20 protein-coding genes are annotated in these 21002 nt (G+C 61.5%); 16 read left to right on the top strand and 4 right to left on the bottom strand.

Features of this window, described 5'->3' with window-relative positions:
- The first annotated feature begins 171 nt into the window (after positions 1-171).
- From AB4O09_RS03290 to AB4O09_RS03275, 4 genes are all read left to right on the top strand, one after another.
- Complete coding sequence (locus tag AB4O09_RS03290) at positions 172-573, top strand: lysozyme inhibitor LprI family protein (protein WP_013694414.1); 402 nt, start codon at positions 172-174, stop codon at positions 571-573.
- 88 nt (positions 574-661) lie between these two features.
- Complete coding sequence (locus tag AB4O09_RS03285) at positions 662-916, top strand: type II toxin-antitoxin system RelE family toxin (protein WP_003206334.1); 255 nt, start codon at positions 662-664, stop codon at positions 914-916.
- Entirely contained in the window at positions 900-1223 is a 324-nt protein-coding gene (locus AB4O09_RS03280; RefSeq protein ID WP_013694416.1) for a helix-turn-helix domain-containing protein, read from the top strand. Before AB4O09_RS03285 ends, AB4O09_RS03280 begins: the two co-directional genes overlap by 17 nt.
- Positions 1224-1255: 32 nt before the next feature.
- Complete coding sequence (locus tag AB4O09_RS03275; protein ID WP_003206337.1) at positions 1256-1672, top strand: DUF3010 family protein; 417 nt, start codon at positions 1256-1258, stop codon at positions 1670-1672.
- Between the two features lie 175 nt (positions 1673-1847).
- Here the strand turns inward: AB4O09_RS03275 and AB4O09_RS03270 are convergent, their stop codons facing one another.
- Together AB4O09_RS03270 and AB4O09_RS03265 are read right to left on the bottom strand one after the other, a co-directional pair.
- The gene (locus tag AB4O09_RS03270; RefSeq protein ID WP_100263603.1) at positions 1848-3032 is read right to left on the bottom strand and encodes an ATP-binding protein; all 1185 of its coding nucleotides are present in this window, start codon (positions 3030-3032) and stop codon (positions 1848-1850) included.
- 68 nt (positions 3033-3100) lie between these two features.
- Complete coding sequence (locus AB4O09_RS03265; RefSeq protein ID WP_223529043.1) at positions 3101-4060, bottom strand: GlxA family transcriptional regulator; 960 nt, start codon at positions 4058-4060, stop codon at positions 3101-3103.
- Between the two features lie 186 nt (positions 4061-4246).
- Here AB4O09_RS03265 and AB4O09_RS03260 point away from each other — a divergent pair, with 186 nt between their 5' ends.
- The 6 genes from AB4O09_RS03260 (at position 4247) to AB4O09_RS03235 (ending at position 9711) form a co-directional block, all read left to right on the top strand.
- A complete protein-coding gene (locus AB4O09_RS03260) occupies positions 4247-5191 on the top strand; it encodes a choline ABC transporter substrate-binding protein (protein ID WP_013694418.1) in 945 nt (314 codons plus the stop codon).
- Positions 5192-5262: 71 nt separating this feature from the next.
- On the top strand, positions 5263-6150 hold the full coding sequence (locus tag AB4O09_RS03255; RefSeq protein ID WP_003206342.1) for a beta-keto acid cleavage family enzyme: 888 nt from the start codon (positions 5263-5265) through the stop codon (positions 6148-6150).
- Positions 6151-6309: 159 nt separating this feature from the next.
- A complete protein-coding gene (locus AB4O09_RS03250; protein WP_027912934.1) occupies positions 6310-7275 on the top strand; it encodes an L-carnitine dehydrogenase in 966 nt (321 codons plus the stop codon).
- 132 nt (positions 7276-7407) lie between these two features.
- Positions 7408-7884 (top strand): thioesterase family protein, encoded by a 477-nt coding sequence (locus AB4O09_RS03245; protein ID WP_027912933.1) that lies wholly within the window; start codon positions 7408-7410, stop codon positions 7882-7884.
- 20 nt (positions 7885-7904) lie between these two features.
- Entirely contained in the window at positions 7905-9068 is a 1164-nt protein-coding gene (locus AB4O09_RS03240; RefSeq protein ID WP_013694421.1) for a gamma-butyrobetaine dioxygenase, read from the top strand.
- Positions 9069-9447: 379 nt separating this feature from the next.
- Positions 9448-9711 carry a hypothetical protein gene (locus tag AB4O09_RS03235; RefSeq protein WP_003206350.1) on the top strand — a complete coding sequence of 88 codons (264 nt, stop codon included), beginning with the start codon at positions 9448-9450 and terminating at the stop codon, positions 9709-9711.
- A 420-nt stretch (positions 9712-10131) separates the two neighbouring features.
- On the opposite strand, the gene gbdR is transcribed toward AB4O09_RS03235, so the two are convergent.
- Together gbdR and AB4O09_RS03225 are read right to left on the bottom strand one after the other, a co-directional pair.
- Positions 10132-11235, bottom strand: coding sequence for a choline metabolism transcriptional regulator GbdR (gene gbdR / locus AB4O09_RS03230; protein ID WP_013694424.1), 1104 nt, complete (start codon positions 11233-11235; stop codon positions 10132-10134).
- Between the two features lie 581 nt (positions 11236-11816).
- A complete protein-coding gene (locus tag AB4O09_RS03225) occupies positions 11817-13193 on the bottom strand; it encodes an L-serine ammonia-lyase (protein WP_028237464.1) in 1377 nt (458 codons plus the stop codon).
- A gap of 424 nt (positions 13194-13617) precedes the next feature.
- Here AB4O09_RS03225 and AB4O09_RS03220 point away from each other — a divergent pair, with 424 nt between their 5' ends.
- The 6 genes from AB4O09_RS03220 (at position 13618) to betA (ending at position 20993) form a co-directional block, all read left to right on the top strand.
- Positions 13618-14565: a choline ABC transporter substrate-binding protein gene (locus AB4O09_RS03220; protein WP_003206353.1), complete on the top strand. Its 948-nt coding sequence runs from the start codon at positions 13618-13620 to the stop codon at positions 14563-14565.
- Positions 14566-14636: 71 nt separating this feature from the next.
- Positions 14637-15482: a choline ABC transporter permease subunit gene (gene choW, locus AB4O09_RS03215; protein WP_003206355.1), complete on the top strand. Its 846-nt coding sequence runs from the start codon at positions 14637-14639 to the stop codon at positions 15480-15482.
- The gene (gene choV / locus AB4O09_RS03210; RefSeq protein ID WP_003206357.1) at positions 15479-16657 is read left to right on the top strand and encodes a choline ABC transporter ATP-binding protein; all 1179 of its coding nucleotides are present in this window, start codon (positions 15479-15481) and stop codon (positions 16655-16657) included. The genes choW and choV overlap by 4 nt, the downstream gene beginning before the upstream one ends.
- A gap of 312 nt (positions 16658-16969) precedes the next feature.
- The gene (betI, locus tag AB4O09_RS03205) at positions 16970-17590 is read left to right on the top strand and encodes a transcriptional regulator BetI (RefSeq protein ID WP_003206359.1); all 621 of its coding nucleotides are present in this window, start codon (positions 16970-16972) and stop codon (positions 17588-17590) included.
- A gap of 79 nt (positions 17591-17669) precedes the next feature.
- Positions 17670-19142, top strand: a complete 1473-nt coding sequence (betB, locus tag AB4O09_RS03200; protein ID WP_003206360.1) for a betaine-aldehyde dehydrogenase — start codon at positions 17670-17672, stop codon at positions 19140-19142.
- Between the two features lie 147 nt (positions 19143-19289).
- On the top strand, positions 19290-20993 hold the full coding sequence (betA, locus tag AB4O09_RS03195) for a choline dehydrogenase (protein WP_003206363.1): 1704 nt from the start codon (positions 19290-19292) through the stop codon (positions 20991-20993).
- Positions 20994-21002 lie beyond the last annotated feature (9 nt).

Below are 21002 nucleotides of genomic sequence, written 5' to 3'. Positions count from 1 at the left end.
TATGCCTGAGGGCCGTGGCGACCCGGTGCAAAAACGACAGGGGAATTGCCGAAAGCGTCAATCCACGACAATGGACTACAACAGGCCCACCCTACCCGTCTGTTCTTTAGCCGACGCTTGCGCCAGAATCCGCCGCATCACTGGTTTTCACTGGACTCGAGCGGCAACGCGATGAAATCACTCTTCCTGGCTTTGGCACTGATCAGCACCGTCGCACATGCGACCGAAGACACCGAACCCAACCCCTGCGACGAAGTTGAAAACGACGTCCAGACCCTGGCCTGCTCGGTCTACGGCAAAACCGCCGCCGAACAATTGCTGGGCGAAAACCTGCAAAGCCTCTTTGAGCGCCTGCAAACCCGCTACGCCAGCGACAAGGCCCAGCTCAACGACATCACCACCAAGGTCAAGACCGCCCAGCAACTGTGGCAAAAACAGCGCGACGCCGACTGCGCCATCGCCGCCTTCCCGGCCAAACCCGGCAGCGAAGCCTACAAAATCGCCGAAAACGACTGCATGGCCCAGGTGAGCGATGATCGGTCGGAGTTTTTGGAGTCGATTGGGCAAGACTGAGGGCAATATTCAGACACCTTTCATGCGTTGGCCCTGGAGGGGATATAAGTCAGGATTCGCAAAACTTATAAAAGACTTATATCCTTTCATGAACACCATCCACTGGACCAGAAAAGCCGTTAAGCAGCTTCTGAAATTGCATTCTGCCCATCAGGCCCAGGTTCGGGACGCCGTTACGGCGCTCGCCCAGATGCCCGACGCGGCGAACGTCAAAGCGCTTGTCGGCCATGACTACGCCTATCGCCTTCGGGTAGGCCGCTATCGAGTCATGTTCGATTGGGACGGGGCGATCAAGATCGTCAGCATTCAAGAGGTCAGGAAACGCGATGAACGTACCTACTGATATTCAGATCATCAATGACGCAGACGGGCATCCGGCATTTGTGGTCATTCCATATGCCCAATACGTCGCGCAGAAACTGGAACCCGATCTGATTCCCCATGAAGTCGTCAGCCGCATCGTCGATGGCGCCACGCCCATTCGTGCCTGGCGCGAACACCTGAACCTGACTCAAGATGAAGTCGCCAGGCGCCTGGGTATTTCTCAACCGGCGTTTGCCCAGCAAGAGTCGGTCGCCAAGCCTCGCCGAGCCACCCGCAAAAAAATTGCTGCGGCCTTTGGTATCCATGCTGACCAGTTGGAGCTGTAAGCTGCACGCCACCCTCCAGCAAAAGGATTCACATGAAAACGTGCGGCATCGAAATCAAAGGCAGCGAAGCGATCATCGCCGTTGCCTCGCTGGATCAACAGGCGTTGAGCCACGTCCCGCTGAACACCAAGAAAATCGCCCTGGACGACGATGACGAAGCCGCCAACGTCAAGGCGTTTGCTGCTCAGGTCCGAGCGTTCGTGACGGATAACGGTATCGAACGCATCGCCATCAAAAAGCGCAGCAAGAAAGGCGAGTTCGCCGGTGGGCCGACGACGTTCAAGATCGAAGGGGTCTTCCAGTTGCTGGACGGTTGCGAGGTGACGCTGCTGTCGCCGCAGACCATCAATGCACAAAGCAAGAAACATGACTTCGCCCTGCCGGCGACGCTGAACAAGTATCAGCATGAGGCGTACAAGGCGGCGTGTTCGGCGCTGATGAAGAAATAGACCTTTTCCAGCCGAACACCGTACCTATAGTCATGGAATTTTTTGTGGGAGCAAGGCTTGCCCGCGATGGAGGCGATGCGGTCCTTCAGAAACCGAGTCGACTGTTTCGCGAGCAAGCTTTGCTCCCACAAAACCCCCTCTCCACACAGGTCACTATGCTCGACCGCCAATCGGGTCAGGACCGATTCTGTTGCTTGCGATACCCCTTCAACCAATCGGCAAACGCCTTGTCCTCCAGCGCATAACCACCCCGGTTGGACTTCCACACCAATTCCTTTTCACGCAGCGCATCAATACAGGATTGGATGGTCTGGGTACCGGGCACGACTTCGCTTCCCATGGTCCTCAGCGCCTTGCCCACCGCCTCCAGCGTTGAATCGGTGAAGGGCGCGAAGGGTTCGTTGTTCTGCGAGCGCTCGGCCATGACCTGCAGCACCGCGCGTTGTGGCACCGTCAGGGCGTTCCAGGCGCTCTCGAACTCGGTCCAGACGCCGGCGCGCAGCATTTCGGCGCTGCTGCGCAGCAATTCACCCAACTGGCTCGCCTCACCCAGCTCCAGGGCAATTTCGCCGATGACGCTGCGCAACATCTCGGGACGGCGCCCAACCAACTCAAAAGCCTGGTCGAGGTCATCGGCGTTGAACTGGTTGGTTTGAGCCAGGTGTGCGTTCAAATGGGCGGTGTAGGCCTGGGTGAAAGCTTTGCCCAACAACGGAAACGGCGTGATGCTGGACCCGTAGAACGGTTGGTTGCGGCTCAATACCAAGTGGGCGAGCTTGTCGCGATTGGAGCCGGTGAACACCAGCCGCAGGCCGCTGGCATCCCCCTCACGTCCCTGGTTGAGCTGGTCACGGGCAGCCTTGAGGCCGAACATCGCGTTGACCCCGGCCTCGGTGGTCAATGCATGCTGGGCTTCGTCGATCACCAGCACCACGGTTTTACCCGCGGCACGGTGCAACAGTTCCAGCGCCTGGGTCAGCGTCGCCCCTTCGGGCAGTTGCGGCTGGCTGAAATCCCAGGACAACGTGCGCAAGAAGCTGAGTTTGTCGATACCCATGGATTTGGCGAGCTTGCGGATGCCCTTTTCATAAGGCACCAGTGCGCCGGCGATGGCCGAGGCGATCAGGTCGGCAGGGTCCTTCTCCTTGTTTGCCCAAAGGTCGACGTAGACCGTAAGCCAACCTCGCGTCTCGCATTCGGGAATCAAGTCTTCGCGCAGGAACGTACTTTTTCCGGTACGCCTTGGCGCGGCCAGGAACAGGCCTGAGGTGTAATCCTGGATCCCGGCGCCGGCCAGCCCATCGACAATATTGCGGGCCAGATCGGGGCGCCTGAAGACAAAACCGGGATGCTTGGACATGGTTTTATACTCAATTATGGCGACAGGTATAATTTATAGTCGCGAGTATAATTGAGTATAAAAGCCTGTCAAACCAGTTCCCGCCCATCCCCCTGCCGTCGTCGATCCTCCCGCGGGCAGCGCTCGAACCGTGCCCGATAGCTGCGGGTGAAGTACGACGGTGACTCAAAGCCGCAGGCGATGCTCACTTCCAACACACTCATGTCGGTCTGGCGCAGCAGTTGCCGGGCCTTCTCCAGGCGCAGGCGCAGGTAGAAGTTGCTCGGGGTGTCGTTCAGGTGCAGGCGGAACAGGCGTTCGAGCTGGCGACGGGTGACGTTGATCGATTCGGCCAGCGCCAAGGTGCTCAGGGGCGGTTCGCTGTGGGTTTCCATCTCGCCTATGACGTGCACCAGCTTCTTGTTGCGAATGCCATAGCGGTTGGCGATTTCCATGCGCTGGTGGTCTTTGCGCGGGCGGATGCGGCCGAGCACGAACTGCTCGCTGACCTGGATCGCCAATTCCGAACCGTGGGCCTGGCCGATCAGGTCCAGCATCAGGTCGATGGAAGCAGTGCCGCCCGCGCAAGTGATGCGGCGACGGTCGATTTCGAACAGTTCCTGGGTCACGCTGAGTTGTGGATAGGACTCCTTGAACGCCTCGATCGCTTCCCAATGCAAGGTCACGCGGTGCCCTTCCAACAGCCCCGCCTCGGCCAGCACCACACTGCCGGTGTCGATGCCGCCCAAGGTCACGCCTTCGTTGTCCAGCCGATGCAGCCAGCGCTCCAGCGCCGGGGTGGCGAATTTCAGCGGCTCGAACCCGGCCACCACCCAGAGGGTCGCGCCTTTCTTCAAGGACTCCAGTGCGGCATCGGCGTTGACCGACATGCCATTGCTCGCCAGCACCGGCCCGCCATCGACACTCAGCACATGCCAGCGGTATAGCTCGCCACGAAACCGATTGGCGACCCGCAAAGGCTCGATGGCCGAAATGAAACCGATGGCCGAAAAACCCGGCAGCAACAAAAAGTAGAAATCCTGGGACATGGAGCGCACTCGGTTGGCGGGTAGCGTGCGGACCTTGATACGCCAGTTGCAACGGCCGTTCAAGAGTCGCTGCAGTGCAAGAGCACGTCGCCGCTGTGCGTTTTGCCAGGCGCCGGGCTGCGTAACTTGGCATCACCGGTGCGCAGATGCCGGAACCCATAACAATAAGCTGCCGAGGAACCCGACATGAAACGACTGATCAGCTCCTGTGTACTTGCACTTTGCGGTACCACTTTGCTCAATGGCGCCGCCATGGCTGCCGAGCCCGCCGCGTGCCAGAACGTGCGCCTGGGCGTGGTCAACTGGACCGACGTCATCGCCACCAGCGCCCTGACCCAAGTGATGCTCGACGGCCTCGGCTACAAGACCAAGCAAACCAGCGCCTCCCAGCAAATCATCTTCGCCGGCATCCGCGACCAGCGCCTGGACCTGTTCCTGGGCTACTGGAACCCGTTGATGACCCAGACCATCACCCCGTTCGTCGAGGCCAAGCAGGTCAAGGTGCTGGAGCAGCCAAGCCTCAAGGACGCCCGCGCGACCCTGGCCGTGCCAACCTACCTGGCCGACAAGGGCCTGAAAACCTTCGCCGACATCGCCAAATTCGAAAAAGAGTTGGGCGGCAAGATCTACGGCATCGAGCCCGGCTCCGGCGCCAATACCCAGATCAAGGCAATGATCGCCAAGAACCAGTTCGGCCTGGGTAAGTTCCAGCTGGTGGAGTCCAGCGAAGCCGGCATGCTCGCCGCCGTGGACCGCGCCGTGCGCCGCAAGGAAGCCGTGGTGTTCTTCGGCTGGGCACCGCACCCGATGAACGTCAACGTGCAAATGACCTACCTCACCGGCAGCGACGACGCCCTCGGTCCGAACGAAGGCATGGCCACCGTGTGGACCGTCACCGCGCCGGACTACGCCCAACAATGCCCGAACGTCGGTCGCTTGCTGAGCAACCTGACGTTCAGCGCCGAAGATGAGAGCCGGATGATGCAGCCGTTGCTCGATCACAAGGACCCGCTCGAATCGGCCCGGCAATGGCTCAAGGATCATCCGCAAGACAAGCAGCGTTGGCTCGAAGGCGTCACCACCTTCGACGGCAAGCCCGCCGCCGACAACCTGAAACTGACCAGTAACTGAGCAACCGCTATCCATCTGCGCAGCACCAAAGGGCTGTGCAGTGACTCACCACGCCTGAAGGAATCCGCACCATGAACCACGACGTCATCATCACCTGCGCACTCACCGGTGCTGGCGACACGACCGCCAAGAGCCCTCACGTACCGGTCACCCCGAAACAGATCGCCGCCGCTGCCGTCGAGGCGGCGAAGGCCGGGGCCACGGTGGTCCATTGCCACGTCCGCGATCCGCAGACCGGCAAGTTCAGCCGCGACGTGGCGCTGTACCGCGAGGTGATGGAGCGCATCCGTGAAGCGGACGTGGACATCATCGTCAACCTCACCGCCGGCATGGGCGGCGACCTGGAGATCGGTGCGGGCGAACGGCCGATGGAGTTCGGTCCCAACACCGACCTGGTCGGTCCGCTGACCCGCCTGGCCCACGTCGAAGAGCTGTTGCCGGAAATCTGCACGCTGGATTGCGGCACCCTGAACTTCGGCGACGGCGACACCATTTACGTCTCCACCCCGGCGCAACTGCGGGCCGGCGCCAAGCGCATCACTGAGCTGGGGGTCAAGGCCGAGCTGGAGATCTTCGACACCGGTCATCTGTGGTTCGCCAAGCAACTGATCAAGGAAGGCCTGCTGGAAAACCCGCTGTTCCAACTCTGCCTGGGCATCCCGTGGGGCGCACCGGCCGACACCACCACCATGAAAGCCATGGTCGACAACCTGCCGGCGGACGCGGTGTGGGCCGGCTTCGGCATCGGCCGCATGCAAATGCCGATGGCCGCCCAGGCGGTGCTGTTGGGCGGCAACGTGCGGGTTGGGCTGGAAGACAACCTCTGGCTGGACAAAGGCGTACTCGCTACCAACGGCCAACTGGTGGAGCGCGCTGGCGAGATCCTCAGCCGCCTCGGCGCCCGCGTGCTGACCCCGGCTGAAGGTCGCAAGAAAATGGGGCTGACCCAGCGCGGCTGAGCCGACACCAACTTCCCCTATTGGGGGCACAACCTGGGGGAGCAAGGCTTGCCCGCGATAACGGTATGTCAGTCGACATCCCCGTTGAACCTACTGCCGCCATCGCGGGCAAGCCCTGCTCCCACAGGAGATCACCGAACTATTTTTCAGGAAATCACCATGAGCTTTATCACCGACATCAAGACCTTCGCCGCCCTGGGCAGCGGTGTGATCGGCAGCGGCTGGGTCAGCCGGGCCCTGGCCCATGGCCTGGACGTTGTCGCCTGGGATCCGGCACCAGGTGCCGAAGCGGCGTTGCGCAAGCGCGTCGCCAACGCCTGGGGCGCCCTGGAAAAACAAGGCCTGGCACCCGGCGCTTCGCAAGATCGGCTGCGCTTTGTCGCAACCATCGAAGAATGCGTGCGCGACGCCGACTTCATTCAGGAAAGCGCCCCCGAGCGCCTGGAGTTGAAACTCGAATTGCACGGCCAGATCAGTGCCGCCGCCAAGCCGAACGCGTTGATCGGTTCCAGTACCTCGGGGCTGCTGCCGAGCGAATTCTACGAAGGCGCCACCCATCCGGAGCGCTGCGTGGTCGGGCACCCGTTCAACCCGGTCTACCTGTTGCCGCTGGTGGAAGTGGTCGGCGGCAAAAACACCGCGCCCGAAGCCGTGCAGGCGGCGATGCAGGTATACGAATCCCTCGGCATGCGGCCACTGCATGTGCGCAAGGAAGTGCCCGGTTTCATTGCCGACCGCCTGCTCGAAGCGCTGTGGCGCGAAGCCCTGCACCTGGTCAACGACGGGGTAGCGACCACCGGAGAAATCGACGATGCGATCCGTTTCGGTGCCGGCTTGCGCTGGTCGTTCATGGGCACGTTCCTGACCTACACCCTGGCCGGCGGCGATGCCGGCATGCGGCACTTCATGGCCCAGTTCGGCCCGGCGCTGCAACTGCCGTGGACTTACCTGCCAGCGCCTGAGTTGACCGAGAAGCTGATCGACGACGTGGTGGACGGTACGAGCGCGCAATTGGGCAGCCACAGCATCTCGGCCCTGGAGCGCTATCGTGATGATTGCCTGCTGGCGGTGCTGGAGGCGGTGAAGACCACCAAAGAAAAGCATGGGATGACCTTCAGCGAATAACCGGCTGCAGGTCCGGCCCCATCGCGAGCAAGCTCGCTCCCACATTGGCTCTGTGCCGTTCACAAAACCTGTGGGAGCGAGCTTGCTCGCGATAGCGCCGGCTCAATCACCACAACCATCGGAACCCACCCCATGCCCACCCTCACCACCTACCAAACCCGCATCCTCCCCGAATGGGTCGATTACAACGGCCACCTGCGCGATGCCTTCTACCTGCTGATCTTCAGCTACGCCACCGACGCGCTGATGGACCGGCTCGGCCTGGACAGCCAGAACCGCGAAGCCAGCGGCCACTCGTTGTTCACCCTCGAACTGCACCTGAACTACCTGCACGAAGTGAAGCTCGACGCTCATGTCGAGGTGCATACGCACATCATCGGCCACGACGCCAAACGCCTGCACCTCTACCACAGCCTGCATCTGGTCGGCGGTGATAAAGAGCTGGCCGGCAATGAACAGATGCTGCTGCACGTCGACCTGGCCGGCCCGCGCTCGGCGCCTTTCACCGAACAGGCCCTGGGCCGGCTCAGCGCCCTGCTCGACGAACAATCCGACCTGCCGCCGCCGCTGTACATCGGCCGGATCATCGCCCTGCCTCTCCCCCGATAGGCCGCGAACAGGAGATCGCCATGAACACCGCCGCCGCCTTTGCCGACTTCCGCCGTTACCCCCTGATCTCCCCATTGACCGCCGCCACACCGTTGACCGACCGGGTGCAAGTGACGTGGGCCGATGGCCGGGCCAGCCCCTTTCATCACCAGTGGCTGCGGGACAACTGCCCTTGCCCTCAATGCGTCTACAGCGTCACCCGCGAGCAGGTGCTGGAAATCGTCGACGTCCCTGAAGACATCACCCCCCGCGCAACCTACCTCGATGACGAAGGCTGCCTGTGCGTGGACTGGCAGGACGGCCACCAGAGCCGTTTCGATCCGGGCTGGTTGCGCGCCCACGCCTACGATGATCAGTCCCGAGCCGAGCGCCTGGCGAACAAGCCCCGACGCCAACTGTGGCGGCACGACCTGCAATTGCCAGTGTTCGACTACCCGGCGCTGATGGACGACACCGATGCGTTGTTGCAATGGTTGCTGGCGGTGCGCGACATCGGCCTGACCCAGGTGCGCGGCGTACCCACCGAACCCGGCTCGCTGAAACGGATTGCCCAGCGCATTTCCTTTATTCGCGAGAGCAACTTCGGTGTGCTGTTCAATGTGCAGTCCAAGGCCGATGCCGACAGCAACGCCTACACCGCTTTCAACCTGCCGCTGCACAGTGATTTGCCGACCCGGGAATTGCAGCCGGGGCTGCAATTCCTGCATTGCCTGGTGAATGACGCCGACGGCGGCGAGAGCATTTTTGTCGACGGGTTTTCCATTGCTGAAGCGCTGCGCCAGGAAGACCCCGAGGCCTTCGACGCGCTGTGCCGGATCCCGGTGGAGTTTCGCAACAAGGACCGTCGCAGCGACTACCGCTGCCTGGCGCCCATCATCGCCCTGGACGCCCTCGGCCAGGTTTCGGAAATCCGCATGGCGAACTTCCTGCGTGGGCCGTTCGACACCACGGTCGAGCAGATGCCCAAGCTTTACCGCGCCTACCGCCGCCTCATTGCCCTGACCCGCGAGCCACAATTTCGCCTGATACAGCGTCTCGAGCCCGGCCAGCTCTGGTGCTTCGACAACCGCCGCACGCTCCACGCCCGCAATGCCTTCGACCCGGCTTCCGGGGCCCGGCATTTCCAGGGGTGCTATGTGGATCGGGATGAGTTGTTGTCGCGGATTCTGGTGTTGCAGCGCTAGACCGCGTCATCGTTCATCGCGAGCAAGCTCGCTCCCACAGGGGTTCTGCGTCGTTCACAAAATCTAATGTGAGCGAGCTTGCTCGCGATGACAATCCACCAGACACCCAAGCTTTCCCTGATTCACAGGCAAAAAAATCCCCGATCAAGCCGTGACAGGATCGGGGCAGGTTGCGTTACTGGAGGAGCTGTCGCGCGAGGGTGACCAAACCATCGTGATTCAGCTTGAGGTCAGTGTGCCCAGTCCAGCCCCGTGCAAGTTAGCCGAAAACGACGCCTCCATAGTCATTCATGACATTGCGACCATTTGCCCTTGCCGCCGCTTCGGGTCGCTACCAGAATCGAGACACGACCCCAATCCCTGAACAAGGAAAAGCGTCATGATGTACGCCGATTTGATCGACCAGGAAGACCTGCTGGGCCATCTCAAGGCCCTGGGCCTGCAAATACCCAGTGGCTCCACCGCCGAGCAGGCATGCGAGTGCGCCGTGCGGGGGCTGGACACTGTCCGTGCCAATGAATTGCGGCGGATGGTCAAGGAGATGTACACCAGCAGCGCCACTATCCTGCCGGCGGTGCGCCAGGCGATCGATAAGCAGCTGTTGCCGGCTCTGACGGACTACCAGCAAAACCATAGCGCCTGACAAAACCTGTGGATTTTGTTGACCGGGTACATATCCATTGCTGCGGTAACGGCCACTTAGGGTTCCGCCCTGACGGCGGGTCACTTTCGAAAAGCCGGAATGCCGGCCCAGGCGAAAGTAACCAAAGCGCTTATGCCCCACCACTCGGTGCCTCGCCTAGGCTCGGCATGCCCGAACGCAGGCATTGCTCCGTGGGCCGCCGCAAGGCGGCCTAGTAGCCGACCTGGCTCTCCCCGTCGTACACCCATCAGATCTGTGGGAGCAAAGCTTGCTCGCGAGACGGCCTTACAGCCGGCCTGGCTCCCCGGTCGTACACCCATCAGATCTGTGGGAGCAAAGCTTGCTCGCGAGACGGCCTTACAGCCGGCCTATCTCTCCAGCCATACCCCCCAGCTTGCTCGCGATAAAGGCGCTGCGGTCTTAGAGCCTCACGCTGGCAAACGTCGATTCATTACGCGCCTGGCTCAGCGCCGACAGCGGGCCGGACAATGGCGACAGTACCAGCGCCTGCGGCAGCGGCATCATCGCCACCTGTTGCGTGGTGTTGGAACCGACACGCTCGTCCCGTGGCGGAATGCCGAAGTATTCGCGGTAGCACTTGGAGAAGTGCGGAGTGGAGACGAAGCCGCACACCGAGGCCACTTCGATGATCGACATCGGCGTCTGCTTGAGCAGTTGCCGTGCACGGATCAGCCGCAGCTTGAGGTAATAGCGCGATGGCGAGCAGTGCAGGTATTTCTGGAATAACCGCTCCAGCTGACGCCGGGACACGGCGACGTACACCGCCAGCTCGTCCAGGTCGATCGGCTCTTCGAGGTTGGCCTCCATCAGCGCGACGATTTCCTGCAACTTCGGCTGGTTGGTGCCGAGCATGTGCTTGAGCGGCACACGCTGGTGATCCTGTTCGTTGCGGATACGCTCGTAGACAAACATTTCCGAGATCGCTGCCGACAGTTCACGACCGTGATCGCGGCTGATCAGGTGCAGCATCATGTCCAGCGGCGCGGTGCCACCGGAGCTGGTGAAGCGGTTGCGATCAAGGGTGAACAAACGGGTGCTCATCGACACCCGTGGGAAAGCTTCCTGCATTGCCGCCAGGCATTCCCAGTGCACGCTGCAATCGAAGCCGTCCAGCAGGCCGGCGCAGGCCAGGGCCCAACTGCCGGTACAAACCGCGCCGAGGCGACGGGATTGGCGGGCCTGGCCCTGCAGCCACGACACGTGTTCACGGGTCACGGTGCGCTGGATGCCGATGCCGCCACAGACGATGACAGTATCCAGGGCTGGCGCCTTGTGCATCGAGGCGTCGGGGGTGATCTGCAAGCCGTCGCTGGCCCAGACCTGGCCGCCATCGACCGTAAGGGTGGTCCAGCGATACAGCTCGCGACCGGACAGTTGGTTGGCCATGCGTAGCGGTTCTACCGCGGACGCCAGGGAAATCAGCGTGAAATTGTCCAGCAGCAAAAAGCCGATGGATTGAGGCGCACGGTTCTGGGGTTGGGCCCCGGAGTTGGACGTCGTCATCGCGGTATCTCCTCACACAAAGCGGGTGATGGCCTCAGGCGGAGGCTCTTTTTATTGGTTATTGCCCTCGTTCTCACAAAGGAGCTGGGCTTTACAGCAATAGAGCAATTGCCATGCCTAAAATTGAATACGCGTTCAATAAATCCTGAAAACGACATCACGACCTGTCTATATAAGGCGTACATCGAGTACGGGTTATGAGCGCCATCAATGGCGGCAGGCACCTGCCACAGCGGACCGTGAGCAGTTCGGTAGCACTTGTGGGTACTGGGCTGCGCCGCTTGCGCAACGAGTATCACCACAGGTGCGGATGACGGACGGTCGAGCGCGATTCAGTGGCTGGCTCGACAACAGGGGGCTTGTCTGTTTGCGACGCGCTAAAAGGTGGCGCGTTTGCAGATTGGTGTTCATTTTGTGAGCGGTTTTCGCTCTTGTGGATAAAGGGAATCATCTGTGGGAGCAAAGCTTGCTCGCGATGGCGGTATGCCAGTCGACATCCATGTTGAATCTACTGCCGCCATCGCGGGCAAGCCTTGCTCCCACAGAGAATCCCCTTGCTACAGAGGATGCGAGAACGCGATTCAGCACTCCACCGCACTGACCGCCAAACCACCGCGCGAGGTCTCTTTGTATTTGTCATGCATGTCGGCACCGGTATCACGCATGGTGCGGATCACCCGGTCCAGGGAGATGAAATGCTGGCCATCCCCGCGCAGGGCCATTTGGGCGGCGTTGATGGCCTTGACCGCGGCGATCGCATTGCGCTCGATGCACGGCACCTGCACCAGGCCGCCCACTGGGTCGCACGTCAGGCCGAGGTTGTGTTCCAGGCCGATTTCCGCCGCGTTGCACAGTTGCTCCGGCGTGGCCCCGAGAATTTCCGCCAGGCCCGCCGCCGCCATGGCGCAGGCCGATCCCACTTCGCCCTGGCAACCGACTTCGGCGCCAGAAATCGATGCGTTCTTCTTGCACAGGATCCCGACCGCCGCCGCACCGAGGAAATAATCCACGACGTTGGCGTCGGTGACCGCTTCGCTGAACTTCATGAAGTAATGCAGCACCGCCGGAATGATCCCCGCCGCGCCATTGGTCGGCGCCGTGACCATGCGCCCACCGGCGGCGTTCTCTTCGTTGACCGCCAAGGCGAACAGGTTGACCCACTCCATGGCGCTGAGGGTCGAGCCGATGACATTGGGTTTGTTCAGCTCTTGCAGGCTGCGATGCAACTTGGCCGCCCGTCGACGAACATTCAAACCGCCCGGCAGGATGCCTTCATGCTTGAGACCCTGCTCGACGCAATCCTGCATGGCCCGCCAGAGCTTCATCAGGCCGCTACGGATCTCGTCTTCCGAACGCCAGACCTTTTCGTTGGCCATCATCAAGTCGGCCACCCGCAGGTTGTGGCTGCGGCACAACTGGAGCAACTCTTCGGCGCTGGAAAAATCGTAAGGCAGTTCGGTGCGATCCAGGTCCACTACACCGCTGGCGGCCTGGGCCTGATCAACGACAAAACCACCGCCGACCGAGTAATAGGTGTCACGGTGCAGCTCGCCGTTGGCGGCCTCGGCCACCAGCGTCATGGCGTTGGGATGGAATGGCAGGTTTTCGTCGATCAGGCGCATGTCCCGGGACCAGATGAACGGCACCGACAGGCGACCGTCCAGCAGCAGGGTCTGGGTGTCGCGCAGTCGCTCGATGCGCACACCAATCTGCGACGGATCGATCGCGTCCGGCCACTCGCCCATCAAGCCCATGATCACCGCGTTATCGCTGCCATGGCCGATGCCTGTGGCTGAAAGCGAACCGTAGAGCTGAACTTCCACCCGCGCTACTTGTTCCAAAAGTCCTCGCTCACGCAAACCTTGCACGAACAAGGCGGCGGCCCGCATCGGGCCCACGGTGTGTGAGCTGGACGGGCCGATACCGATTTTGAACAGGTCGAACACGCTGATTGCCATTGCCGAAAACCTCCAGAACAGGCACATCCGGGCGCAGGAGCGTCCGGTGACGGAGCTGCTACGCTCAACGCCGGGATGGCCGCATCATCCGGTTTTTGCCTTGGGGTCCGACGTCTGACACCGACGCAATCATGCCCAGCAACGCCGCCCCGTCCTGGCCCCGGTTTTGCGCCGTTTTTCTGCGTATCAGGGCCCCGCCAGGGGCGGAAAAAATCTGTAAACGACGTCACCGACACTGGATGCGACCCTCCCTGTACTGGATACGACCCACCCTGTAGGCGTCAGATTTGCACTGGTACATGATCGGTTACGGCTCGTTTGCAAGGCCGCGTGTCAGAGAGTGCCCACGCGCCACCAACCGCAACATCCAATAAGCGCGGTTGTCCTGACCGGACACCGCCGATAAAACACCAGGAGTCCACCCATGAAAGGTTCCACATCGTTGTTGTTGGCCGCCATGCTGAGTCTTCCGATGCTGGCCAACGCTGCTGAACCCCAACAGTGCAGCACCGTCAACTTCTCCGACGTCGGCTGGACCGACATCACCGTGACCACCGCCACCACCAGCGTGGTGCTCGACGCCCTCGGCTACAAGACCAAGACCACCATGATTTCCGTGCCGGTGACCTATAAGTCCCTGGCCGACGGCAAGAACATGGACGTGTTCCTCGGCAACTGGATGCCGACCATGGAAAACGACATCAAGGCCTACCGCGAAGCCGGCACCGTGGAAACCGTGCGCACCAACCTCAAGGGCGCCAAGTACACCCTCGCCGTGCCTCAGGCTTTGTATGACAAAGGCCTGCACGACTTCGCCGACATCCCCAAATTCAAGAAAGAGCTGGACGGCAAGATCTACGGGATCGAACCCGGCAACGACGGCAACCGCCTGATCCAGAGCATGATCGAAAAGAACGCCTTCGGCCTGAAGGACGCGGGCTTCAAAGTCGTCGAGTCGAGTGAAGCCGGCATGCTTTCGCAGGTCGACCGCGCCGCCAAGCGTGGCACCGACGTGGTGTTCCTCGGCTGGGCGCCACACCCGATGAACACCCGCTTCAAGATCCAGTACCTGACCGGCGGCGACGACTTCTTCGGCCCCGACTTCGGTGCCGCAACCGTGGCGACCAACACCCGCAAGGGCTACAGCCAGGAATGCAGCAACGTTGGCCAGCTGTTGAAAAACCTGGAGTTCACCGTCGACATGGAAAGCACGCTGATGGGCAACGTGCTCGACGACAAGATGAAGCCGGAGGCTGCCGCCAAGGCCTGGCTGAAGAAAAACCCACAGGTACTCGATACCTGGTTGGCTGGCGTGACCACCATTGACGGTAAACCTGGCCTGGACGCCGTGAAAGCCAAGCTTGCGCAGTAACTGCTTATGTTATGCCGGGCGGGTTCGCTCGCCCGGGCTGTTTATTCCCTTGCATGCGGACGTTCACTACCATGCTCATTGATCAGAAAATACCCTTAGGCCAGTACATTGCCGGCTTCGTCGAATGGTTGACGCAACACGGCGCCAGCACCTTCGACGCAATCGCACTGTTCCTGGAAACGATGATTCACGGCGTGACGTTTGCGCTGACCTGGTTCAATCCCCTGGCCCTGATCGGCCTCATTGCGCTATTGGCGCACTTCATCCAGCGCAAATGGGGCCTGACCGTATTCGTCATCGCGTCCTTCCTGCTGATCCTCAACCTGGGTTACTGGCAAGAGACCATGGAAACCCTCGCCCAGGTGCTGTTCGCGACCCTGGTTTGCGTACTGATCGGCGTGCCGCTGGGCATTGTTGCCGCGCACAAGCCGATGTTCTACACCCTGATGCGTCCGGTGCTCGATCTGATGCAGACCGTACCGACCTTCGTTTACCTCATTCCTACCCTGACCCTCTTCGGGCTGGGTGTGGTCCCAGGCCTGATCTCCACGGTGGTGTTCGCGATTGCCGCGCCTATCCGCCTGACCTACCTGGGCATCCGCGACGTACCGGACGAACTGATGGACGCCGGCAAGGCCTTCGGCTGCTCCCGACGCCAGCTCCTGTCGCGCATTGAACTGCCCCATGCGATGCCAAGCATCGCGGCCGGTATCACCCAGTGCATCATGCTGTCGTTGTCGATGGTGGTGATCGCCGCACTGGTGGGCGCCGATGGCCTGGGCAAACCCGTGGTCAACGCACTGAACACCGCCGATATCGCCCTGGGCTTCGAAGCCGGCCTGGCGATCGTGCTGCTGGCGATCATGCTCGACCGAATCTGCAAACAACCCGACGCCAAAGTAGGGGGTGACGCATGAGCATAATCCGTTTTGAAGACGTTGACGTGATCTTCTCCAGGGATCCACGCGAAGCCCTCAAGCTGCTCGACCAGGGCATGACCCGCAACGAAATCCTGAAGAAAACCGGGCAAATCGTCGGCGTGGAAAAAGCCAGCCTGGACATCGAGAAAGGCGAAATCTGTGTCTTGATGGGCCTGTCCGGCTCCGGCAAATCCAGCCTGCTGCGCTGCATCAACGGCTTGAACACCGTCAGCCGCGGCAAGCTGTTCGTCGAACACGAAGGCCGGCAGATCGACATCGCCTCCTGCACCCCCGCTGAACTGAAGATGATGCGCACCAAGCGCATCGCCATGGTGTTCCAGAAGTTCGCCCTGATGCCTTGGCTGACGGTGCGCGAGAACATCAGCTTCGGTCTGGAAATGCAGGGCCGTCCTGAGAAAGAACGCCGCAAGCTGGTGGATGAGAAGCTCGAGCTGGTGGGCCTGACCCAATGGCGCAACAAGAAGCCCGACGAATTGTCCGGCGGCATGCAGCAACGGGTCGGCCTGGCCCGCGCCCTGGCGATGGACGCCGACATCCTGCTGATGGACGAACCCTTCTCGGCCCTCGACCCGCTGATCCGCCAGGGTCTGCAGGACGAACTGCTGGAGCTGCAACGCAAGCTGAGCAAGACCATCGTATTCGTCAGCCACGACCTCGACGAAGCCCTGAAGCTGGGCAGCCGTATCGCGATCATGAAAGACGGCCGGATCATCCAGTACAGCAAGCCGGAAGAAATCGTGCTGAACCCGGCGGACGACTACGTGCGCACTTTCGTCGCCCACACCAACCCGCTCAACGTCCTGTGCGGTCGCAGCCTGATGCGCACCCTGGACAACTGCAAGCGCATCAACGGTTCGGTGTGCCTGGACCCGGGCGGCGACTCCTGGCTCGACCTCGCCGAAGGCAACACCATCAAGGGCGCCCGGCAGAACGGCGCGGCACTGGACCTGCAAAACTGGGTACCGGGCCAAGCCGTCGAAGAGCTGGGTCGGCGTCCGACCCTGGTGGACTCCAACATCGGCATGCGCGACGCGTTGCAGATTCGCTACCAGACCGGCAACAAACTGGTGCTCCACGATAACCAGCAAGTCGTCGGGATCCTGGGCGACAGCGAGCTGTACCACGCGCTGCTGGGCAAGAACCTGGGCTGAGCCAACGCCAGCAAAAACGCCGCGAGATGAACGCGGCGTTTTTGTTTGGGTGGTTCTGAACTGCTGACTAGCTTGACCTGGAATGCAAATCTCCTCGCCACAACAGCATTCCAGCGATCAAGCGCATTTGGCCTACATGCCAACCGACGAGTGTTATAAAGACATCCCCAAAAGTCCTCGCCCCGGCAAATAGCGACGACTTGTCATAGAACTTATTTTTTGTTGATTGAACGTTCAATCAAAACAAAATAGACTGGCTTTCGTTCCGGCAGACGACATTCGTGCGCCGGATGGCCTAAGGAGATGTGCTAGATGCCCAAGGTCGGTATGCAACCCATCCGCCGCCAACAACTGATCGAAGCCACGTTGCAAGCGGTCGATCAAGTCGGCATGGGGGACGCCAGCATTGCGCTGATCGCCCGTTTGGCCGGTGTCTCCAACGGCATCATCAGTCACTACTTTCAGGACAAGAATGGCCTGATCGCGGCCACGGCCCAGTACCTGATGACTGTCCTGAGCGAGAACGTCACCGCACGCCGCCAGGCGCTGGAGGACACAAGCCCCCGGGCTCACCTCAAGGTGATCATCGAAGGCAACTTCGACGCCAGCCAGGTCAATGGTCCGGCAATGAAAACCTGGCTGGCCTTCTGGGCCACCAGCATGCACCACCCGTCTTTGCACAGGTTGCAGCGGATCAACGATCACCGTCTGTATTCCAACCTGTGTAGCCAGTTCCGCCGCGTGTTGCCCGTCGATCAGGCGCGCAGCGCAGCAAGGGGCCTGGCCGCGCTGATTGACGGTTTGTGGCTGCGCGGAGCGCTGTCGGGAGACGCGTTCGATACCGCCCAGGCGCACCAGATCGCTTACGAATACATGGATTTCCAACTGGCCAAAGCAGGGGCACCAGAGCACACAGAACCGCTCGACTCCTGAACCGCCGCCGAACCGCGTAGTCAGCTATAAACGACACGCCCGGTGGTCAGCCAACCACTTATGCACTTGCGAGGACTTTATGGCCCGTTTCGAACTGCAAAAACTCTACATCGATGGCGCGTACAGCGATGCCAGCGGCGACGCCACTTTCGAAGCCATCAACCCTGCCAACGGTGAAGTCCTTGCCCAAGTGCAGCGTGCGACGTTCGAGGACGTCGAGCGCGCCGTGGTCAGCGCCGAAAAGGGCCAGAAAGTCTGGGCCGCCATGACCGCCATGCAGCGTTCGCGCATCCTGCGTCGCGCCGTCGACATCCTGCGCGAGCGCAACGATGAGTTGGCCGCCCTGGAAACCCTGGACACCGGCAAGGCCTACTCCGAAACCCGCTACGTCGACATCGTCACTGGCGCCGACGTGCTGGAATACTACGCCGGCCTGGTGCCTGCCATCGAAGGCGAGCAGGTTCCGCTGCGCACCACTTCATTCGTCTATACCCGTCGCGAGCCCCTGGGCGTAGTGGCCGGTATCGGCGCGTGGAACTACCCGATCCAGATCGCCCTGTGGAAATCCGCCCCGGCCCTGGCAGCCGGTAACGCGATGATCTTCAAACCGAGCGAAGTCACCTCGCTGACCACCCTGAAACTGGCCGAGATCTACACCGAAGCCGGCGTTCCAGCGGGTGTGTTCAACGTCCTGACCGGCAGCGGCCGTGAAGTCGGCACCTGGCTGACCGAGCACCCGCGCATCGAAAAAATCTCCTTCACCGGCGGCACCGACACCGGCAAGAAAGTCATGGCCAGCGCCTCGAGCTCTTCGCTCAAGGACGTGACCATGGAACTGGGCGGCAAGTCGCCGCTGATCATCTTCGACGACGCCGACCTGGATCGCGCCGCCGACACCGCGATGATGGCCAACTTCTACAGCTCCGGTCAGGTCTGCACCAACGGCACCCGCGTGTTCGTGCCGAGCCACCTCAAGGCCGCCTTCGAAGCCAAGATCGCCGAGCGCGTGGCACGCATCCGCATCGGTAATCCTGAGGACGAAAATACCAACTTCGGCCCACTGGTGAGCTTCGCCCACATGGAAAGCGTGCTGGGCTACATCGAGAAAGGCAAAGCCGAAGGCGCTCGCCTGCTGTGCGGCGGCAGTCGCCTGACCGACGGCGAATTGGCCAAGGGCGCGTTCGTCGCCCCGACCGTGTTCACCGATTGCACCGACGAGATGACCATTGTGCGTGAAGAAATCTTCGGCCCGGTGATGAGCATCCTCACCTATGACACCGAAGAAGAAGTGATCCGCCGCGCCAACGACACCGACTTCGGCCTGGCCGCTGGCGTCGTCACTCGCGACCTGAACCGCGCCCACCGTGTGATCCACCAGCTCGAAGCCGGTATCTGCTGGATCAACGCCTGGGGTGAGTCGGCGGCTGAAATGCCGGTCGGTGGCTACAAGCAATCGGGCGTGGGCCGGGAGAACGGCATCAGCTCGCTGAACAACTTCACACGCATCAAATCGGTACAGGTCGAGTTGGGCGATTACACGTCGGTGTTCTGATCTGGCATTGCTTCGCCGGCCAGGCCGCCATCGCGAGCAAGCTCGCTCCCACATTGGGATGAAATCTCCTGTGGGAGCGAGCTTGCTCGCGATCGAGTGCAAAGCACTCGCCAACCCTGAACCCAATTCCAGAAGAGGGTGCATTTCATGTCCCAAACATTCGATTACATCATCATCGGTGCCGGTTCGGCCGGTAACACCCTGGCTACCCGCCTGACCGAAGACGAAGGCGTCACCGTCCTGCTGCTCGAAGCCGGCGGTCCGGACTATCGCTTGGACTTCCGCACGCAAATGCCCGCCGCCCTGGCGTTCCCGCTGCAAGGCCGGCGCTACAACTGGGCCTACGAGACCGACCCGGAGCCACACATGGATGGCCGCCGCATGGAATGCGGTCGCGGCAAGGGCCTGGGCGGTTCTTCGCTGATCAACGGCATGTGCTACATCCGCGGCAACGCCCTGGACTATGACAACTGGGCCAAGCTGCCGGGCCTGGAAGACTGGACCTACCTCGATTGCCTGCCGTATTTCCGTAAAGCCGAAACCCGCGACATCGGCCCGAACGACTACCACGGAGGCGACGGCCCGGTCAGCGTGACCACGCCCAAGGCCGGCAACAACCCGCTGTTCCACGCCATGGTCGAAGCCGGCGTACAGGCCGGTTACCCGCGTACCGAAGACCTCAATGGCTACCAGCAGGAAGGTTTCGGCCCGATGGACCGTACCGTCACGCCCAATGGCCGCCGGGCCAGTACCGCACGCGGTTACCTGGACATCGCCAAGAAGCGCTCGACCCTGACCATCGTCACTCACGCCCTGACCGACAAGATCATCTTCGAAGGCAAACGCGCGGTCGGCGTGCGTTACCTGGTGGGCGCCGCCGAAGAGCGCGTCGAAGCCCGGGCGCGCAAGGAAGTGCTGCTGTGCTCCGGCGCCATCGCCTCGCCGCAGATCCTCCAGCGTTCCGGTGTCGGCCCAGCCAAGCTGCTGGAAAGCCTCGACATCCCGGTGGTTCACGATCTGCCAGGCGTCGGTGAAAACCTGCAGGACCACTTGGAGCTGTACCTGCAATACGCCTGCACCCAACCGGTTTCCCTGTATCCGTCGCTGCTCTGGTACAACCAGCCGGCCATCGGTGCCGAGTGGCTGTTCAACGGCACCGGGATTGGCGCCAGCAACCAGTTCGAAGCCGGTGGTTTCATCCGCACCCGTCCAGAATTCGATTGGCCGAACATCCAGTACCACTTCCTGCCAGTGGCGATTAACTACAACGGCAGCAACGGGGTGAAGGAACACGGTTTCCAGGCGCACATGGGCTCCATGCGCTCGCCAAGCCGCGGCCGGATCCAGGCCAAGTCCAAGGACCCACGCCAGCACCCGAGCATCCTGTTCAACTACATGGCGACCGAGCAGGACTGGCAGGAATTTCGCGATGGCATCCGCCTGACCCGCGAGATCATGCAGCAGCCGGCGCTCGATCCGTTCCGTGGCCGCGAGATCAGCCCGGGCATCGAGGTGCAGACGGACGAGCAGTTGGACCAGTTCATTCGCGAGCATGCCGAAACCGCGTTCCACCCGTCCTGCTCGTGCAAGATGGGCACCGACGACATGGCGGTGGTGGACGGCGAAGGCCGCGTGCATGGCATGCAAGGGTTGCGCGTGGTGGATGCCTCGATCATGCCGATCATCACCACCGGCAACCTGAACGCGCCGACGATCATGATCGCCGAGAAAATCGCCGACAAGATCCGCGGCCGCAAGCCTCTGCCACGCAGCACCGCACCGTACTTCGTGGCCGGCGATGCGCCGGTGCGTGGCAGGCCAATGCGTGAAGTGGGGCCTACCGCCCAGTAAGGCGCTGCA

The sequence above is a fragment of the Pseudomonas sp. H1_F01 genome, assembly GCF_054681425.1.
Note: the sequence above shows the minus strand (reverse complement) of the source record. Positions and strands in the feature narration are given on the sequence as shown.

Bases quoted from the DNA above. Each gene is read 5' to 3' on its own strand.
- AB4O09_RS03290 (WP_013694414.1), top strand. From the start codon at position 172: ATGAAATCACTCTTCCTGGCTTTGGCACTGATCAGCACCGTCGCACAT.
- AB4O09_RS03285 (WP_003206334.1), top strand. From the start codon at position 662: ATGAACACCATCCACTGGACCAGAAAAGCCGTTAAGCAGCTTCTGAAA.
- AB4O09_RS03280 (WP_013694416.1), top strand. From the start codon at position 900: ATGAACGTACCTACTGATATTCAGATCATCAATGACGCAGACGGGCAT.
- AB4O09_RS03275 (WP_003206337.1), top strand. From the start codon at position 1,256: ATGAAAACGTGCGGCATCGAAATCAAAGGCAGCGAAGCGATCATCGCC.
- AB4O09_RS03270 (WP_100263603.1), bottom strand. From the start codon at position 3,032: ATGTCCAAGCATCCCGGTTTTGTCTTCAGGCGCCCCGATCTGGCCCGC.
- AB4O09_RS03265 (WP_223529043.1), bottom strand. From the start codon at position 4,060: ATGTCCCAGGATTTCTACTTTTTGTTGCTGCCGGGTTTTTCGGCCATC.
- AB4O09_RS03260 (WP_013694418.1), top strand. From the start codon at position 4,247: ATGAAACGACTGATCAGCTCCTGTGTACTTGCACTTTGCGGTACCACT.
- AB4O09_RS03255 (WP_003206342.1), top strand. From the start codon at position 5,263: ATGAACCACGACGTCATCATCACCTGCGCACTCACCGGTGCTGGCGAC.
- AB4O09_RS03250 (WP_027912934.1), top strand. From the start codon at position 6,310: ATGAGCTTTATCACCGACATCAAGACCTTCGCCGCCCTGGGCAGCGGT.
- AB4O09_RS03245 (WP_027912933.1), top strand. From the start codon at position 7,408: ATGCCCACCCTCACCACCTACCAAACCCGCATCCTCCCCGAATGGGTC.
- AB4O09_RS03240 (WP_013694421.1), top strand. From the start codon at position 7,905: ATGAACACCGCCGCCGCCTTTGCCGACTTCCGCCGTTACCCCCTGATC.
- AB4O09_RS03235 (WP_003206350.1), top strand. From the start codon at position 9,448: ATGATGTACGCCGATTTGATCGACCAGGAAGACCTGCTGGGCCATCTC.
- gbdR (WP_013694424.1), bottom strand. From the start codon at position 11,235: ATGACGACGTCCAACTCCGGGGCCCAACCCCAGAACCGTGCGCCTCAA.
- AB4O09_RS03225 (WP_028237464.1), bottom strand. From the start codon at position 13,193: ATGGCAATCAGCGTGTTCGACCTGTTCAAAATCGGTATCGGCCCGTCC.
- AB4O09_RS03220 (WP_003206353.1), top strand. From the start codon at position 13,618: ATGAAAGGTTCCACATCGTTGTTGTTGGCCGCCATGCTGAGTCTTCCG.
- choW (WP_003206355.1), top strand. From the start codon at position 14,637: ATGCTCATTGATCAGAAAATACCCTTAGGCCAGTACATTGCCGGCTTC.
- choV (WP_003206357.1), top strand. From the start codon at position 15,479: ATGAGCATAATCCGTTTTGAAGACGTTGACGTGATCTTCTCCAGGGAT.
- betI (WP_003206359.1), top strand. From the start codon at position 16,970: ATGCCCAAGGTCGGTATGCAACCCATCCGCCGCCAACAACTGATCGAA.
- betB (WP_003206360.1), top strand. From the start codon at position 17,670: ATGGCCCGTTTCGAACTGCAAAAACTCTACATCGATGGCGCGTACAGC.
- betA (WP_003206363.1), top strand. From the start codon at position 19,290: ATGTCCCAAACATTCGATTACATCATCATCGGTGCCGGTTCGGCCGGT.